The organism is Streptomyces roseolilacinus (genome assembly GCF_014649335.1).
GTDB lineage: Bacteria > Actinomycetota > Actinomycetes > Streptomycetales > Streptomycetaceae > Streptomyces > Streptomyces roseolilacinus.
In genome coordinates this window covers 58,142-73,045 of record NZ_BMSV01000013.1, presented here as the reverse complement: position 1 = coordinate 73,045, position 14,904 = coordinate 58,142, and the positions used below count along the sequence as shown (strand labels likewise).

The following is a 14,904-nucleotide window of genomic DNA, read 5'->3' as shown; positions in this document are numbered from 1 at the left end:
GGGTGGTGCGGCGCCGGTCAGGCGCGGGCGTCGGCCTCCACGAACAGCGCGCCGAGCCACAGGTAGTCGCGTGCGGCCCCGATGCGCACGGCCGGGTCGCTCGCGCCGTGGCGGAGCGCCGGGGAGAGGTCGACCACGTCGGAGTCGTACCCGAGGGTGTTGGGGTGGTCGGGTTCGCGGCGCAGGCGCGCCTCGCCGGAGTCGGCGATGGTCGAGTTGAAGGCGTCGCCCGCGGCGTTCGCCGCGTCGGCGAGCGGCACCGTCCGGCCCGGGTGCGGTTCGAACGCGAGGGAGTCCCCGGTGATGCCGCGGTCGCCGTCGTACGTGACCGTCCCGAGCCGTCCGGAGCCGCCCACCGGGACGCGCATCCGGCCGAGGTCCGCGCGGAACGAGCGGCGTCCCTCGGCGAGCGTCTCGAACCCGTCCCAGAGGGCGAGGTGGCGCAGTGGGGCGTCCTTCTTCGCGTACGCCACGACGAGCGTCCAGCCGCCCCAGGCGCCGACGGCGGTGCGGCCCATGGCGACGTTGACCTGGGCGACGGTGTACATGCCGGGGCCGGAATTCCTGACGAGTTCGGTGACGTCGGCGGTGGCGTGGAAGGCGTCGGCGCCGTTGGCGGTGCGGTGGCCGATGACGGAGTCGGCGAGGACGGCCTTGTAGGCGCCGCCCGGTTCGGCGACCAGGACCCGCCCGTTGTCCTTCGGCGGTTTCTGCTCGCCGACCCGGAGGTTGCCGCCCCAGTACAGCCGGGCGTACGTGACCCGGGCCTGCTTGGGCAGGGCCAGTTCGGCGCGGCTGGAGTTGTACGTGTTCGGGTCGTCGTCCACGTCCGTGTAGAACATGTCGTACTGGTGGTTGGCGGCGGCGCCCTCCCCGCGGCGGGCGGAGGAGCAGGGGATCCCCGCCGCTCCGTCGGCCGCGGCGGACCGCCGGCAGGTGACCGCCGAGTTGGCGGCGCGGATCAGGCCGCCGTGCTGGACGGCGTGGTACCGCTGGGTGAACGGGATGCGCGGCTGCTCCTTCGCACGGGGCGCCGCGTCGGCGGGCAGGACGGCCGACAGCGCGGCGCAGGAGAGGACGCAGACCAGCACGCGCCGCACGGCTGGAACCACTGGGATCCGCATGGGGGTTCTCCGCATTGAGCAGTGAGGAAACGGGCTCTGCCGGGATGGACCGGCACAACAGGACGCACGCTATAACCAGACAGCTAAAACGCGAAGCATTTAGGACATTTACGACACAGTACGCGCGCCCCTCCGCCGTGTTCGACAGCGTGTTCGGCGGGGGGCCGCGCACCCCGCCGCGACCGGCCGCGACGCCCCGGACGCGGCGCCTTCGTTTCTTCGTACCGGTCGGAGGATCGGACCGCCCCGCGTCATTCGGGTGCAGTACCGGGAATTCCCGCGGCACGGGGTTTCCGGCGCGCGCGGGGCTCGTTACAGAGGACAGACGCGTGCCACCGCGGCCGGCCGAGTGCCCCGCCGGCGGCGCGGGTCGTTCCGCACGATGCCCTTCCAGGAAGGACTCCCCCGAATGAAGCCCACGAAGGTTGCCGCGGTCCTCGCCGGCTCCGTGATGGCGATGGGCGTGGCGGCACCGGCCTTCGCCGCCGACGCCCTCACCCCCTCCGGCCTGAAGGGAGCGGTCGGCGCGCTGGGCGAGCGGGGCCTGACCGAGGCGGTCCCCTCCGACGACGTCGGCGAGGTCGCCGACCAGAAGCTGGTCGACAAGGTCGCGGACGCCGCCGGCGGCGTCGGAGCCCCGCAGCAGGCCGCGCCGCTGCTCGGCGGGCTGCCGCTCGACCGCTGACGCACACGCGCACGCGCACGCGCAGGGGGGCGGGACCGGTGCCGGTCCCGCCCCCCTGCGGTGGACGGCCGGGCCCCGGTGCGCGGGGCCGGCCCCCGGGGCCCGCCCGTCACCGGCCGCGAGGAGGCGCGCGGTGACCGGGCGCCGGCCGCCGTCCCCATCGCCCCACCACGTACGAGGAGATCCCCGATGTCCCGCATCGCGAAGGCCGCCACCGTCGTCGCCGGCACGGGCGCCGTCACCCTGGCCGGAGTCGGCACGGCCGCCGCCGTCCCGGGCCTCGACGCCGTCACCGGCAGCACCTCGGGCAGGACCGTCCAGGTGCCGCTCCACTCCCGGGTCGGCCTGTGCGGCGAGACGACGGAGGTGGTCGGCGTCCTGAACCCGGCGTTCGGCAACGTCTGCGCCAACCCCGGCGAGCCCCGCCGCGGCGGCTGACCCCCCTCCCCCCTCGGCACCCGGCCCCATGACCTCCGCCGCCGTGTTCCCGCAGGACGGCGCGCACCGCCTCGTCCCCGCCCCGCGCACCCGACACCGAGAGGACCGGTGGGAACCATGACGATGACCCGCGGCACGCACACGAAGCCCGCACCCGCCCACGCCCGCCCCGCCGCGCCACCCGCCGGGGACGGCGCGGCGGGGCCGGGCCGCGCCCTGGCCTGGCTGCTGGTGGTGACCGGCGCGGCGGGGGTGCTCGCCTCGTGGGTCATCACGCTCGACAAGTACCGGCTGCTGGAGGACCCCCACTTCACGCCCGGGTGCAGCCTCAACCCCGTCGTGTCGTGCGGCAGCGTCATGAAGAGCGACCAGGCGGCGGTGTTCGGGTTCCCCAACCCGATGCTCGGCCTCGTCGCGTACGGCATGGTCGTCGCGATCGGCGCCGGTCTGCTGGCGGGCGCCCGCCACCGGGGCTGGTTCTGGCTCGGCCTCAACGCGGGGACACTGTTCGGGGTCGGCTTCTGCACCTGGCTGATGTGGCAGTCCCTGTACGAGATCAACGCCCTGTGCCTGTGGTGCTGCCTCGCCTGGGCCGCGACGATCGTGATGTTCTGGCACGTCACCGCGGAGAACGCGCGGCACGGCCGGCTGCCCGCCCCGCGCGGGGCGCGGCGCTTCCTCGACGACCTCCCCTGGCTCCCGCCCGCCCTGCACCTGGGGGTCGTCGGCGTGCTCGTCCTGACCCGCTGGTGGGACTTCTGGACCGGCTGACGCCCGTCCCGCCGGGCGCCGACCGGAAGGCGCCCGGCCCGCCGCCCCGAAGGCGACCGGTTCACCCGGTGGGATGAACAGCGGGACGCGGCTTGTGGACCGACCGGCGTGTTGGGATCCTTCCGTGCATGCCGACCGGCCCCATGCCCGATCACGCTTCGATCCTGGGGGAGGTGAAGGCCGTACGGCGAGCGGGCCTCGTGCGGCTGCGCGAGCTGGACCTCCCCTCGCTCTCCCGCGCCGCCTCCTCCGCCGCCCTCGCCCTCGCCCACGGTCCGGGCGCCACCCCCGTGGAGCGGCTGTTACGGGCCGCGGTGGCCCGGCTGGACGCGGGGACGCTCAGGGACGCCGCCGCCTACGGCCTCGGCCTCGTCCAGGGCACCCGCGACCGGCCCGCCGCCGACCGGCGCCGCAGGGCCGCCGAGGTGTACGGCGTGAGCGTCGAGCGGTTCCGCAAGCACCACGAGCCCCTGGTGCTCGGTCAGGTCGCCGAGCAGGTCGCCGCGGTGGCCGCCGAACAGCCCGGCGCCCCCGCGGCGGTGCCGGCCCGGACCACGCACCGGGAGCTGCGCGCGGGACCGCACCGGCTGACCCTGCACGTCCACTCCGTGGACCTGCTGCGCGACGTCGACGTGGTGGTGTCCCCGGCCAACGTGTGGTTCGCGCTGCCCGCGCCCTACAAGTCGTCCGTGCCGGCGTCGCTGCGTCAGGCCGGGGCGGTGCGCGGGCCCACGGGGGAGCTCGTGGAGGACCGCATCCACGACGAGTTGCGGGCCTGGGCCGCCCGGCACGGCGCCGCCGGCCGGGCCGTCCGGCCGGCGACCGTCGCGGTGACCGGGGCGGGCGCGCTGGCCGCGCAGGGGGTGCGCCGGCTCTACCACGCGGCGGTGGCCGTCCCCCGGGCCGGCACCAACGACTACGACGTGCTGCCGGCCGACGTCACGCGCGCGGTGACCCGGGTGTTCGCGCTGCTCGGCGAGGAGTCGGCGCGGTTCGACCCGCCGCTGCGGTCGCTGTGCCTGCCGCTGCTCGGCGCCGGGCGGGGCGGGCTGCCCGCCGAGGTGAGCGCCGCCGCCGTGTGGGCCGCGGTGGAGGCGGAGTTGGCGCGGGGCGCGGCCTGGGACCTGCACCTGGTGGTGCTCGACGCGGCCGACGCCGACGTGCTGGCCCGGCTCGTCGAGGGGGGCGGGGCGTGAGTGGCGACCCGTACGCGGTGCTGGCGAGGGCGGCCGCCGCCTGGGACGCGCTGGAGCCCCGGCTGGGTCCGGAGGCGGCGCGGCGGTTGCGCGACGCCCTGCGGCGGCTGCGGGAGGGGTCCGAGGGGGGCGACGAGTCCGAGGGGGGCGACGGGACCGGCCGGCCTGACGGGACCAACGGGGCCGGCGGGACCGGCGGGTGGGAGGCGGCCCGGGGCGCGGCCTGGGACGCGGCGCGCGTGCTGGCGGACGCGCTGGGGGACGGGGAGGGCGCCCGGTTCGTGGCCGAGCCGCCCGCCACGGCCGCCTCGCCGGCGTCGCCGCACGCCGCCGCGTACGCCGGTTTCCGCGCCGTGGACCTGGCCGTCCTGGTGCTGGACGGCACGCGCATGGTCGGCCCCGTCCTCGGGCCGGTGCGGGACCGGCTGCTGGCGGTGCCCGCCCTGTCGGAGGACGCCGTGCGGCGGCGGGGCGGCGACCCGTACGCCTCCGGGCTGATCCGGCTGCGCGGCGCGGGCGGGGCGGTGCGGCTGCCCCGGTTCCAGTTCTCCGGGGACGCCCTGCCGTGGCCGGTGGTACTGGAGGTGAACGGGCTGCTCGGCGCCGACGAGGACCCGTGGGGCGCCGCCGACTGGTGGCTCGCCGACAACGCGTGGCTGGCCGCGTCGCCGGCCGCGCTCCTGGGTACCGGGCGGGACGACGACCTGGTGGGCGCGGCGCGCGCCCTGGTGGACGGGGAGTGACGGCGATGCCCAACACCCCGCCGCCCGCCGCCCCGCCCGGCACGCCCGTGAAGGCGACGCTGCCGGCCGGGACGCCGCTGTTCCGGGTGCACCGCGCGGCGTGGCCGGCGACCGCGTTCAACCCCGAGCCGGCCGGACGGCTCTGGGGCGGCGGCCGGTTCGACGCGACGGAGGACGACCCGTACCCCTTCCTGTACGCCGGGTTCACCGCGTCCGCCGCGGTGTGCGAGACGCTGCTGCGGTCGATCCCCTGCACGACGCCGGAGCCGCGGCCGGTGCCGCGCGCGGCGGTGCGGGGGCGGCGGCTGGCGTTCCTGCGGCTCGCCGTGGACGTCGACGTCGTGTCGCTGATGTCGGGGCGGGACCTGGCGGCGGTCGCGCAGGACGCGTGGCTCGTCCAGGCGGAGGCGCACGAGTACGCCTTCACGCGCGCGTGGGGGCACTGGATCCGGCGCCACACCGACCCGTGGGCGCAGGGCTTCGTGTGGCCGTCGAAGCGGGAGCCCGCCGACCGGGTCGCGGTCCTCTTCGGGGACCGCTGCCCGCCCGGCGCGGTCGAGGAGACCGGTACGCCCGCCGTGGACCTCTCCACCCCGGACGGCGAGGACTGGCTGAACGGCGTGCTCGATCCGTACCACGCCCGGATCACCCCGCGCTGAGCGCGCGGAGGAGGGGGCGGCACGGCGGGCTCCGACGGGCTGCCGGACCCGGCGCGCCGGCCGCCCGGGGCCGTGCCGCCCGCACCGCGGGAGCGGGCGGCGCGGGCGACCGGGACGGCCCGGTGTCGTGGGCGGGGTTCACGCGCCCCGGCCGGTGAGGGGCGGCACGACCGTCCGTACCGGCACGGTGGTCGCCCACCACTGGCCGGGCCCCCTGCGCCGGGACGGCCCGAGGTCGCGGTCGGCGCCCGGCACGGCCAGGTGGAGCACGCCGTCCGGGGCGTCGTGGTCGGGCCCGGCGGTGTCGCCGCGGGCCGACTCGTGCGCGTCGGCGTACGGGTCCCACCGCTCCAGCCGGAACGGGGCGGTGTTGATCTCGTTCTCGGCGACGACGAGTTTGAGCCAGTCGCGGGCCTCGGCGCCCGGCTTCTCGGCGCGGCCGGGCGGGAGGGACAGCTCGACGACCTCGCCGTCGAAGACGTGGCCGGTGCGGCGGGCGCCGATGAAGTGGCCCGGGTAGAGGTGGGTGCGGGCGGCGTAGGTGTCGGTCAGGTCGATGAGGACGGCCCACAGGGCGCGGTTCGCGTGGTTGTGGATGCGGATGGTGACCTCGGGGGGACGCGGGCAGCCGGGTCCGCCGGAGTAGCGGCACACCAGGTCGCCGGTCGCGTCGGGGGCGACGGAGGCCCTGCCGTACGCGCCCCAGCGCCCCCACGGGACGACCTCGACGCGCACCAGTCCGGCGAGCGGCGACGCCGGGTTGTCCAGGGCGTGCAGCTGGTGCCAGCGCGCGAGGTGGACGAGGCAGCGGGCGACCCGCCGGGCGTCGGCGGGACCGGTGAGCGGCAGGGGGTCGACGGCGGGCGAGCCGTCGCGGCGGAGGATGTGCGCCCGGCCGCCGCCGGTGACGACGCGGCGCAGCCCGTCGGGGTGCGCGCCGTCGCCGACGCGCACGAACGGGGAGGGCCGGCCGCCCGGCCCGGCGGTGGCGAGGGCGCGGGCCACGGCCTTCGCGTCGGGGCCCTCCAGGCGCACCGCGAGCGGCGGCAGGGCCAGCGACGACGGCGCGACGGGGTAGGCGCGGGCGCGGTCGGGCGTCCAGCCGTCCGGGGTGACGAGCGTGCGGGTCGGGTGGACCTCGCGGGCGCGGACGGCGGGGCCGCCGTGGTCCCCCGTGACGGTGAACGCGGTGCCGCGGGCGGCGCCGGCGCCCGCGCGCAGGCCGTGGACGCCGCCGCAGTCGACCTCCCAGCCGTCCGGGCCGTACCGCAGCAGGTGCGGGGCGGGCGGCCGGACGGCGCCGCCGAGGACGGGCGTGTCGGCGATGCCGCCGGGGTCGGCCGGGGCGAGGACGGGGTGCTGGAACCGCTCGTCGGTCTGCACCCGCGCGTGGGCTGCGGCCAGCACCTCCCGGTACGTGGCACCGGGCGGCGCGGCGCGGAGGGCGCCCAGCAGGGCGTGGGTGAACACGCCGTGCGCCCGGCCCCCGTACTTCCGCTCGTAGGCGCGCTGGTCGAGGCGGCAGCCGGCGAGCAGCACGTGCCGGGGGCCCCGGGCGGGGTCGCCGGTGTCCCGGGCCGCCGGGGGCGCGTGCTGCGGGAGCGTCGTCCACTCGGGGAGCGGCGGCGCGTACCGGGCGACGGCGTCCACCGGGTCGCGGGTGGCGCCGCCGGAGAAGCAGCAGTCGAGCACGGCGGAGACGTGCGCGCCGCGGGCGGCGATCCCGTCGAGGAGCGCGCCGAGGCGCTTGTCGGGCAGCGGCCCGTCGGAGCAGACGAGGGCCTGGCACTTCCCGGTCGCCTCGACGAACCGCTCGGCCGGGGACGACACGTCGTACTCGGTGCCGTGGCCGGAGAACCAGAGGAACGCCTTGTCGCCGGGGCCGGCCTTGCCGAGGTGCCGGGTGATCGCGTCGGTCACCGCGGCGACCGTCGCCCCGCGGTCGGTGAGGACGCGGACGGCGGGCGGGGCGTCGAGCCGCTCCTCCAGCCAACGGCGCCCCGCCTCGATGTCGTTGAGGCAGCCGCCGAGCTTGGCCCACCGGCCTGCCGGGTAGTCGTCGATGCCCACGAAGAGGGCGTACACCTTCGCCATGCGGGGGAGTCTGGCAGGCGGAGCCGCGCGGTTCGGGGCGTTTGCGGGTCCTTCTCCGGGCCTTTCCGGGGCGGCTCCGTCCGCGGGGGTCCCGCACCTCCCGGCCCCTTGGCCGTACTCGCGCCGTCGCGCCGTCGTGTCGTCGTGTCATCGACGTACGGCAGTCGTGTGTGAGGGGGGAGGCGGTCAGCGCGCGGCGGCGCGGGGCGCGGAGGTGTCCGCGGCGAGGCCGACGGCGAGGGCGCCCAGCACGGCGCCCATGGCGTACCGCTGGACCCGCAGCCAGGCGGGGCGGCGGGCGAGGAACACGGCGACGGCCCCGGCGGCCATGACGATCGCCAGGTTCACCCCGACGCTGACGGCGATCTGCACGGCGCCGAGGACGAGCCCCTGGACGAGCACGTGCCCCTCCCCGACGTCGACGAACTGCGGGATGAGCGACAGGTACATGATGGCGATCTTGGGGTTGAGCAGGCTCGTCGTCAGCCCCATGGCGAACAGCCTGCGCGGCGGGTCCGGCGGCACGTCCTGCGGGGTGAAGACGGACACCCCGCCGGGCCGCAGCGCGCACCAGGCGAGCCAGCCGAGGTACGCGGCGCCGGCCAGCTTCACGGCCAGGTACAGCTGCGGCACCGCGACGAACAGCACGGACAGGCCGAGGTTGGTGGCCACCAGGTAGACGAGGAACCCGACGGCGACCCCGCCGAGCGAGACGACCCCGGCGCGGCGGCCCTGGGTGAGGGACCGCGAGACCAGGTAGACCATGTTCGGCCCGGGGGTGAGCACCATGCCGAGCGCGATCGCGAACACGCCCAGCAGGGCGCTGCCTTCCACCACGGTGCCACCCCCGTGCCGTCTCCGACCACCGACGGTTCGAGCATATTGACAGCCCGTCACTCGGTGCAATAAAAACATTGCTCTCGGTGCAATTTGGGACGGCGGAGGGAGCGGACCGAGGTGGACGACTACCGGCGGGTGGCGGACGCGGTGGCGGCGGAGATCGCGGCGGGCCGGCTCCGGCCGGGCGACCGGCTGCCGCCGCAGCGGCGGTTCGCCCGCGACCGGGGCGTCGCCCCGTCCACGGCCGCCCGCGTGTACCGGGAACTGGCCCGGCGCGGCCTGACGGTGGGGGAGGTCGGGCGGGGCACGTTCGTCCGGGCGACCGGGCACCCGTCCGCCGCACCCGCCCTGAGCCAGCCGCCGGCCCAGCCGGTCAACCTCGAACTGAACTACCCCGTCGTCCCCGAGCAGGCGGCCCTCCTCGCCGAGGGCCTGGAGGGGCTCCTGCGCGCCGACGTCCTGGACGCGGCGCTGCGGCCGGTGGGCGCGACCGGCACCGCCCGGTCCCGTACGGCCGCCGCCCGCCTCCTGGCCCGCGCCGACTGGCGGCCCGACCCGGACCGGGTGCTGTTCACCGGCAACGGCCGCCAAGCGATCTCGGCCGCCGTCGCCGCGCTGGTCCCGCCGGGCGGGCGGCTGGGCGCCGAGGAGCTGACGTACCCGGTGCTGAAGTCCCTCGCGGGCCGCCTCGGCGTGACCGTGGTCCCGCTGGCCATGGACGAGGCCGGCGTACGGCCGGAGTCCCTCGCCGACGCCCACCGCACCGCGCCGCTGCACGCCGTCTACCTGCAGCCGGCGCTCCACAACCCGCTGTCCCTCACCATGCCGCCCGGCCGCCGCACCGAACTCGTCGCGACCCTGCGGCGGTTGGACGTGCCGGTGATCGAGGACGCCATCTGGGCGTTCCTGTACGACGACGTGCCGCCGCTCGCCGCCCTGGCACCCGAGCGGACGGTCGTCGTGGACAGCCTGTCCAAGCGCCTCGCCCCCGGTCTGACCGTGGGCTTCGCCGTCGTACCGGACGCCCTGGCCCCCGCCGTCGAGGCGGCCGTGCGCTCGGGCGGCTGGTCCCCGTCGGGCTACGCCCTGGAGGCGGCGACGCGCTGGCAGTCGGCCGGAACGGTCGACGCCCTGGTCCGCGCGAAGCGCCGGGAGGTCGAGCACCGCCAGTCCCTGGTCCGCCGCGACCTGTCCGGGTTCGCCCTGCGCACGGACCCGCGCTCCTGCTTCTGCTGGTGGGACCTGCCCCCGGCGTGGCGCGCCGACCTGTTCGTGGCGGCGGCGGCCCGCCACGGCATCGCCCTGACCCCGGCGTCGGCCTTCACCACGGACCCCCACCGGGCGCCCCACGCCGTCCGCCTGGGCCTGGCCTCACCCCCGCGGGAGGTCCTCACGCGGGCCCTGCGGACCCTGGCCGGCCTGGCCCGCTCCGGCCCGGACGCCCACCTCCCGGCATGACCCGCCGCGCGCCGGGCCCTCAGCGGCCCGCCGCGGCGACACCGTCGACGGAGACCCTCTCGGCCCCGATGCGCCGCATGCGCTCGGTACCCCACTCCCCCAGCGAGGCCAGGGCGGCGTTGAGGGAGGCGCCGTGCTCCGTCAGGGAGTACTCGACCTTCGGCGGCACCTGGCGGTACACCTCGCGGTGGACGAGCCCGTCCTCCTCCATCTCCCGCAGGTGCTGGATCAGCATCTTCTCGCTGACCCCCGGCAGCCCCCGCCGCAGCTCGGCGAACCGGCGGGTGCCGTGGTGGTGCAACTCCCAGAGGATCAGCGACTTCCACTTGCCGGCGACGACGTCCATCGCCGCGTCGATGCCGCAGAAGTAGGGCCCGCGTCGCGCTGATGCAGCCATCCGCCCCTCCAAGGGGCCCGCGACCGCCGGTACTTACCGGCAGGTGCGTACCCCACTCATTAGTCCGTACTGGTCAACCCTACCGGCGGCGGAGAGGATCGGAGCGAAGGACGAAACCGAGGGGAAGTACACGCATGACGAAGGAAAACAGCGTCCAGGTAAACGTTCTCGGCCTGGGGGCGATGGGCACCGCGCTGGCGGAAGCCCTGGTGGACGCCGGACACCCGACGACGGTCTGGAACCGCACCCCGGGGAAGGCCGACGGCCTCGTCGCCCGGGGCGCGACGGCCGCCGCCACCGCGGGCGACGCGGTCCGGGGCGGCCGGCTGGTGATCGCGTGCCTGCTGGACCACGCGTCGGTCCACGAGGTGCTCGACCCGCTCGCCGGCGAGATGGCCGGGAGCACCCTGATCAACCTGACCACGACGTCACCGGCCCAGGCGCGGGAGCTGGCCGCGTGGGCCGCCGACGCCGGGATCGCGTACCTGAGCGGCGGCATCATGGCCGTCCCGCACATGATCGGCAAGCCGGGGTCCTCGATCCTCTACAGCGGGTCGGCCGACGTCTTCCGCCAGTACGAGCCGCTGCTCGGACTGTGGGGGACCAGCACCTACTTCGGCGAGGACGCCGGGCTGGCGTCCCTGTACGACCTCGCCCTGCTCTCGGGCATGTACGTCATGTTCGCCGGCTTCGTGCACGGCGCCGCCATGGTCGCGCCGGCCGGGGTGACGGCACGCGAGTTCGCCTCCATGGCCGCGCCGTGGCTGTCCGCCATGACGGGTGAGTTGGAGGGGTACGCCACCGTCATCGACGGCGGGGACTACACCGTCGAAGGGCAGCAGAGCCTGGAGTTCTCCGACCTCGGCCACATCCTGGACGCCAGTTCCGAGCAGGGCGTGAGCACCGAGGTCATCGGCATGGTCCAGCGGCTCATCCGGCGCCAGATCGACGCCGGACACGGGAAGGAGGGCTTCCCCCGCATCATCGAGAGCATCCGGTGAATCCGGTGTCGCCGCACGGCGGGGCCCGGTAGCGTCCAGCCGATGACACTCGCTCACGACGTATCGGGCGACGGGCCCGCCGTGGTCCTCCTGCACTCCTCGGTCTGCGACCGCCGCATGTGGGACCCCCAGTGGCCGGCCCTCGCCGACTCCGGACACCGGGTCGTCCGCTGCGACTTCCGGGGGTACGGCGAGTCCCCGGTGGCGGACCGCCCCTACGGCGACGCCGCGGACGTCGCGGACCTCCTCGACCACCTGGGCGTCGACCGCGCCGTGCTCGTCGGCGCCTCGTACGGCGGCAGGGTCGCCCTCGAACTGGCGGCGACCCGCCCGGACCGCGTCACGGGGCTGGCCCTGCTCTGCCCCGCGATGCCCGGCCACGAGCCCGGCGCCGCGCTGCGCTCCTTCGACGAGCGGGAGGAGGAGCTGTTCGAGGCGGGCGACATCGCGGGGGCCGTCGAACTGAACGTGCGGACGTGGCTGGGCCCGGAGGCCGACGACGAGGCCCGGGAACGGGTCCGCCGCATGCAGCGGCACGCCTTCGAGGTCCAGGCGGCGGCGGAGGACTTCTCCCTGCCCGGGGAGCAGGTCGACCTCTCCCGGATCACGGCTCCCTGCCTGGTGGTCTCGGGCGCCCACGACCTGCCGGACTTCCGCGAGATCGCCGCCACCGTCGCGCGGCGCGTCCCCGGCGCCCGCCACCTCGAACTCCCCTGGGCGGGCCACCTCCCCAACCTGGAACGTCCCGCCCCGACCACCGACCTGCTCACCCGCTTCCTCCGGGAGACGCCCACCGGCCCCTGAGCCGGACCACCCACCCGGGAGCGGAGCCGACCCCGGCCCCTCCACCCCCGCCCCCGGACGGAAAGCCCCGGTCAGAAGGATCCGACCGGGGCCTGCCCGGGGCGTGGCGGTGAGGGTGTTCCCTCCTCCACCGAGGCGTCCGACGCCCCGGAGCGGAGCATCAGCCGGGTGTCGCTCTCCCGGGACCGGCCGGAGCCATGCCCCGCGCGATCTCGCGAGCCACAGCCCCGAAGAGTTCTATCGTCCGGTTGCCGCCGCCGGACCGCCACGTCAGGCCGTACCGCAGAGGCTTGTCGCCCTCCACCGGGACATAGGAGACGCCGGGACGGCTGTGGTAGAAGGCGGTGTGAGCCCCCGCCAGGACCACTCCCTTGCCGCCGGCGACGAGTGTCAGCGCCTCCTGGAGGCTCGTGATGGACGGCCCCCGCTCGATCGGCCTGCCGCTGGGCGTGCGCGTCGGCAGCTGGTGCTCCAGCCAGTACTCCGGGATGTCGCCCGCGATCGTCAGCAAGGGCACACCGGCCAGATCCTCGAGTGTCACCGTGTTCCGTCCGGCCAGGGGGTGTCCGGCCGCGACGGCCAGCACCCTGTCCTCGGTGAGGAGCGTGGGCCCGCGGGTCAGGTCGTCCTCGCGCACGGGGAAGTCCGTCAGCTGGAGGTCGAAATCGCCTTTGCGCAGCATTCCGTACGGATCGCAGAGCGGCACCTCGCACACCTCGACGGCGAGTCCGGGACAGGTGGTGCGCAGCTTCTCGGTCGCCTTCATCACCATCTCCCCCGCCAGGGGGGTGGAGAAGCCGACGTGCAGGACTCCCGCCGTGGTGCGTGCCGACGCGACGGCCCGGGCCAGGGCGTCCTCGATACCGCGGTAGTGCGGTTCGAGGTCGTCACGGAGGCGACTGCCCAGGCCGGTGAGGGCCACCCGCCGACTCGTGCGCGTGAACAAGGGCGCTCCGACGCGGCGCTCCAGCCTCTGGATGAGCTGACTCACCCGGGCACGGGACAGGTGCAGCCGGCTGGCAGTACGGCCGAAGTGCAGTTCCTCGGCCAGCACGAGAAAGCAGCCGAGTTCGTTCTGGTCCACGTGCGTCTCCGGGATGCGTGCGGACATGGATCGGTAAGCCTGGCTGAACGAACGTTGCGATCATCGCTGTTGTTCCCGGTCGAGCGCTGACGAAGGCTTGAGGCACCGACACCACCTGTCATCCCGAACGGAGTTGATGGTCGTGAGTGCCTTGAGCGCTTCCGACGGGCTGAACGCGCGCAAGCGGGGCATCCTGCTCGTGCTGTGCGGCGCGATCTTCCTCGAAGGCATCGATGTGGCCATGCTCAACGTGGCCCTGCCGGCGATCCGCGCCGATCTCGGCCTGCCCACCGGTGAACTGCAGTGGGTCATGAGCGCCTACGTCCTCGGTTACGGCGGTTTCATGCTCCTCGGCGGACGGGCGGCCGATCTGTTCGGACGCCGTCGGATGTTCGTCTTCTGGCTCGCCGTGTTCCTGCTGTTCTCCGGGCTCGGCGGCATCGCCACCGAGGGGTGGATGCTGATCGCCGCCCGGTTCGTCACAGGCGTCGCCGCGGCCTTCATGACTCCGGCGGGTCTGTCCATCATCACCACGAGCTTCGCCGAAGGGCCGGAGCGGAACAAGGCACTGCTCGTCTACTCGGGCACCGCCGCAGGAGGCTTCACGGTCGGTCTGGTCACCGGCGGGCTGCTCACCGCCGTCGACTGGCGGTGGGTCTTCTTCGCCCCGGTCGCGCTCTCCTTCCTCATCCTCGTCGCGGCCCTCGTGTTCGTCCCCGAGTCCGCGCGCCCCGACGGATCCGGCAAGCACGTCGACACCGCCGGCGCGCTCACCGTCACCGCCGCCCTCGTCCTGATCGTGCTGGGGGTCGAGCGTGCGGCCCACGCCGGGGCCGCCGTCAGCGTCGGCACACTGCTGGCCGGGGCGGCGTTCCTCGTGGCCTTCCTCGTCATCGAACGGCGTTCCGCGGATCCCCTGGTACGCCTGGACGTCTTCCGCAACGGCTCCCTGGTCCGGGCGAACCTCTCGGCGATGCTGTTCTCCGCCGGCTTCTTCGGCTTCCAGTTCCTGGTGGTGCTGTACCTCCAGGAACTGCGCGGCTGGTCGGCACTGCAGACGAGCTTCGCGATGCTGGTCATCGGCATCGACGCGATCCTTTCGCCGACCCTCACCCCACGGCTGGTCGACCGCTTCAGCAACGCCAAGGTGATCTTCGGCGGTCTCCTGCTCGCGGTGCTCTCCTACGGACTGTTCCTTCCGGTGGGCGCGGACTGGAGCTACGCGGTGATGTTCCCGAGCCTGATCGCTCTCGGTCTCGCCTTCTCCCTGGCGTACGGCCCGCTCACCATCGTCGCCACGGAGGGGGTCCCGGAGGAGGAGCAAGGACTCGCCGGCGGTCTCCTCTACACCGCCTTCCAGTTCGGTGCGGCCCTCGGGCTCTCGGCCGTCACCGCCGTCAGCGCGGCCGCCACCCGCGCCCAGACTCCCGCCGCCCTGCTGGACGGCTACCGGGCCGGTCTGCTCGTCCCGTTCGTGGCAGCGGCCCTCGCCGCTGCCGTCGGCGCCTTCGGCCTGCGCTTCCGGCGAGGAGACGCACCGCCCGCCGCGGTGAAGGCCGTCGCCGGGCACATGGGCTCCCCCGTCTCCCGCTGACCCCGGGAAGGACAGG

Annotated in this window: 15 protein-coding genes; 10 read left to right on the top strand and 5 right to left on the bottom strand. The window is 75.4% G+C overall.

Annotated elements, in window-relative coordinates; genetic code table 11:
* Positions 1-17: 17 nt before the first annotated feature.
* Positions 18-1,124 carry a DUF3344 domain-containing protein gene (locus IE106_RS26570; RefSeq protein WP_189537765.1) on the bottom strand — a complete coding sequence of 369 codons (1,107 nt, stop codon included), beginning with the start codon at positions 1,122-1,124 and terminating at the stop codon, positions 18-20.
* Positions 1,125-1,533: 409 nt separating this feature from the next.
* Between IE106_RS26570 and IE106_RS26565 the strand changes: the two genes are divergently transcribed.
* The 6 genes from IE106_RS26565 (at position 1,534) to IE106_RS26540 (ending at position 5,616) form a co-directional block, all read left to right on the top strand.
* Positions 1,534-1,809 carry a hypothetical protein gene (locus tag IE106_RS26565; RefSeq protein WP_189537764.1) on the top strand — a complete coding sequence of 92 codons (276 nt, stop codon included), beginning with the start codon at positions 1,534-1,536 and terminating at the stop codon, positions 1,807-1,809.
* Between the two features lie 189 nt (positions 1,810-1,998).
* Positions 1,999-2,247, top strand: a complete 249-nt coding sequence (locus IE106_RS26560; RefSeq protein WP_189537763.1) for a chaplin — start codon at positions 1,999-2,001, stop codon at positions 2,245-2,247.
* Between the two features lie 117 nt (positions 2,248-2,364).
* Complete coding sequence (locus tag IE106_RS26555) at positions 2,365-3,018, top strand: vitamin K epoxide reductase family protein (protein ID WP_189537762.1); 654 nt, start codon at positions 2,365-2,367, stop codon at positions 3,016-3,018.
* Positions 3,019-3,146: 128 nt separating this feature from the next.
* Complete coding sequence (locus tag IE106_RS26550; RefSeq protein ID WP_189537761.1) at positions 3,147-4,214, top strand: macro domain-containing protein; 1,068 nt, start codon at positions 3,147-3,149, stop codon at positions 4,212-4,214.
* Complete coding sequence (locus IE106_RS26545; protein WP_189537760.1) at positions 4,211-4,957, top strand: hypothetical protein; 747 nt, start codon at positions 4,211-4,213, stop codon at positions 4,955-4,957. Before IE106_RS26550 ends, IE106_RS26545 begins: the two co-directional genes overlap by 4 nt.
* A 5-nt stretch (positions 4,958-4,962) precedes the next feature.
* Positions 4,963-5,616: an RES family NAD+ phosphorylase gene (locus IE106_RS26540; protein ID WP_189537759.1), complete on the top strand. Its 654-nt coding sequence runs from the start codon at positions 4,963-4,965 to the stop codon at positions 5,614-5,616.
* A 138-nt stretch (positions 5,617-5,754) separates the two neighbouring features.
* On the opposite strand, the gene IE106_RS26535 is transcribed toward IE106_RS26540, so the two are convergent.
* Positions 5,755-7,710: a caspase family protein gene (locus tag IE106_RS26535; protein WP_189537758.1), complete on the bottom strand. Its 1,956-nt coding sequence runs from the start codon at positions 7,708-7,710 to the stop codon at positions 5,755-5,757.
* A 186-nt stretch (positions 7,711-7,896) separates the two neighbouring features.
* Positions 7,897-8,547 (bottom strand): LysE family translocator, encoded by a 651-nt coding sequence (locus IE106_RS26530; RefSeq protein WP_189537757.1) that lies wholly within the window; start codon positions 8,545-8,547, stop codon positions 7,897-7,899.
* 120 nt (positions 8,548-8,667) lie between these two features.
* On the opposite strand from IE106_RS26530, the gene IE106_RS26525 reads away from it, so the two are divergent.
* A complete protein-coding gene (locus tag IE106_RS26525) occupies positions 8,668-10,008 on the top strand; it encodes an aminotransferase-like domain-containing protein (protein WP_189537756.1) in 1,341 nt (446 codons plus the stop codon).
* 19 nt (positions 10,009-10,027) lie between these two features.
* Here IE106_RS26525 and IE106_RS26520 read toward each other — a convergent pair whose 3' ends face one another.
* Positions 10,028-10,405: a winged helix-turn-helix transcriptional regulator gene (locus tag IE106_RS26520; protein ID WP_189537755.1), complete on the bottom strand. Its 378-nt coding sequence runs from the start codon at positions 10,403-10,405 to the stop codon at positions 10,028-10,030.
* 134 nt (positions 10,406-10,539) lie between these two features.
* Here IE106_RS26520 and IE106_RS26515 point away from each other — a divergent pair, with 134 nt between their 5' ends.
* Both IE106_RS26515 and IE106_RS26510 read left to right on the top strand, forming a co-directional pair.
* Positions 10,540-11,406, top strand: coding sequence for an NAD(P)-dependent oxidoreductase (locus tag IE106_RS26515; protein WP_189537754.1), 867 nt, complete (start codon positions 10,540-10,542; stop codon positions 11,404-11,406).
* Positions 11,407-11,448: 42 nt separating this feature from the next.
* Positions 11,449-12,210 carry an alpha/beta fold hydrolase gene (locus tag IE106_RS26510; protein ID WP_189537753.1) on the top strand — a complete coding sequence of 254 codons (762 nt, stop codon included), beginning with the start codon at positions 11,449-11,451 and terminating at the stop codon, positions 12,208-12,210.
* Positions 12,211-12,370: 160 nt separating this feature from the next.
* Here the strand turns inward: IE106_RS26510 and IE106_RS26505 are convergent, their stop codons facing one another.
* On the bottom strand, positions 12,371-13,321 hold the full coding sequence (locus tag IE106_RS26505; protein WP_229840816.1) for a LysR family transcriptional regulator: 951 nt from the start codon (positions 13,319-13,321) through the stop codon (positions 12,371-12,373).
* Between the two features lie 124 nt (positions 13,322-13,445).
* On the opposite strand from IE106_RS26505, the gene IE106_RS26500 reads away from it, so the two are divergent.
* Entirely contained in the window at positions 13,446-14,888 is a 1,443-nt protein-coding gene (locus IE106_RS26500; RefSeq protein ID WP_373295987.1) for an MFS transporter, read from the top strand.
* Positions 14,889-14,904 lie beyond the last annotated feature (16 nt).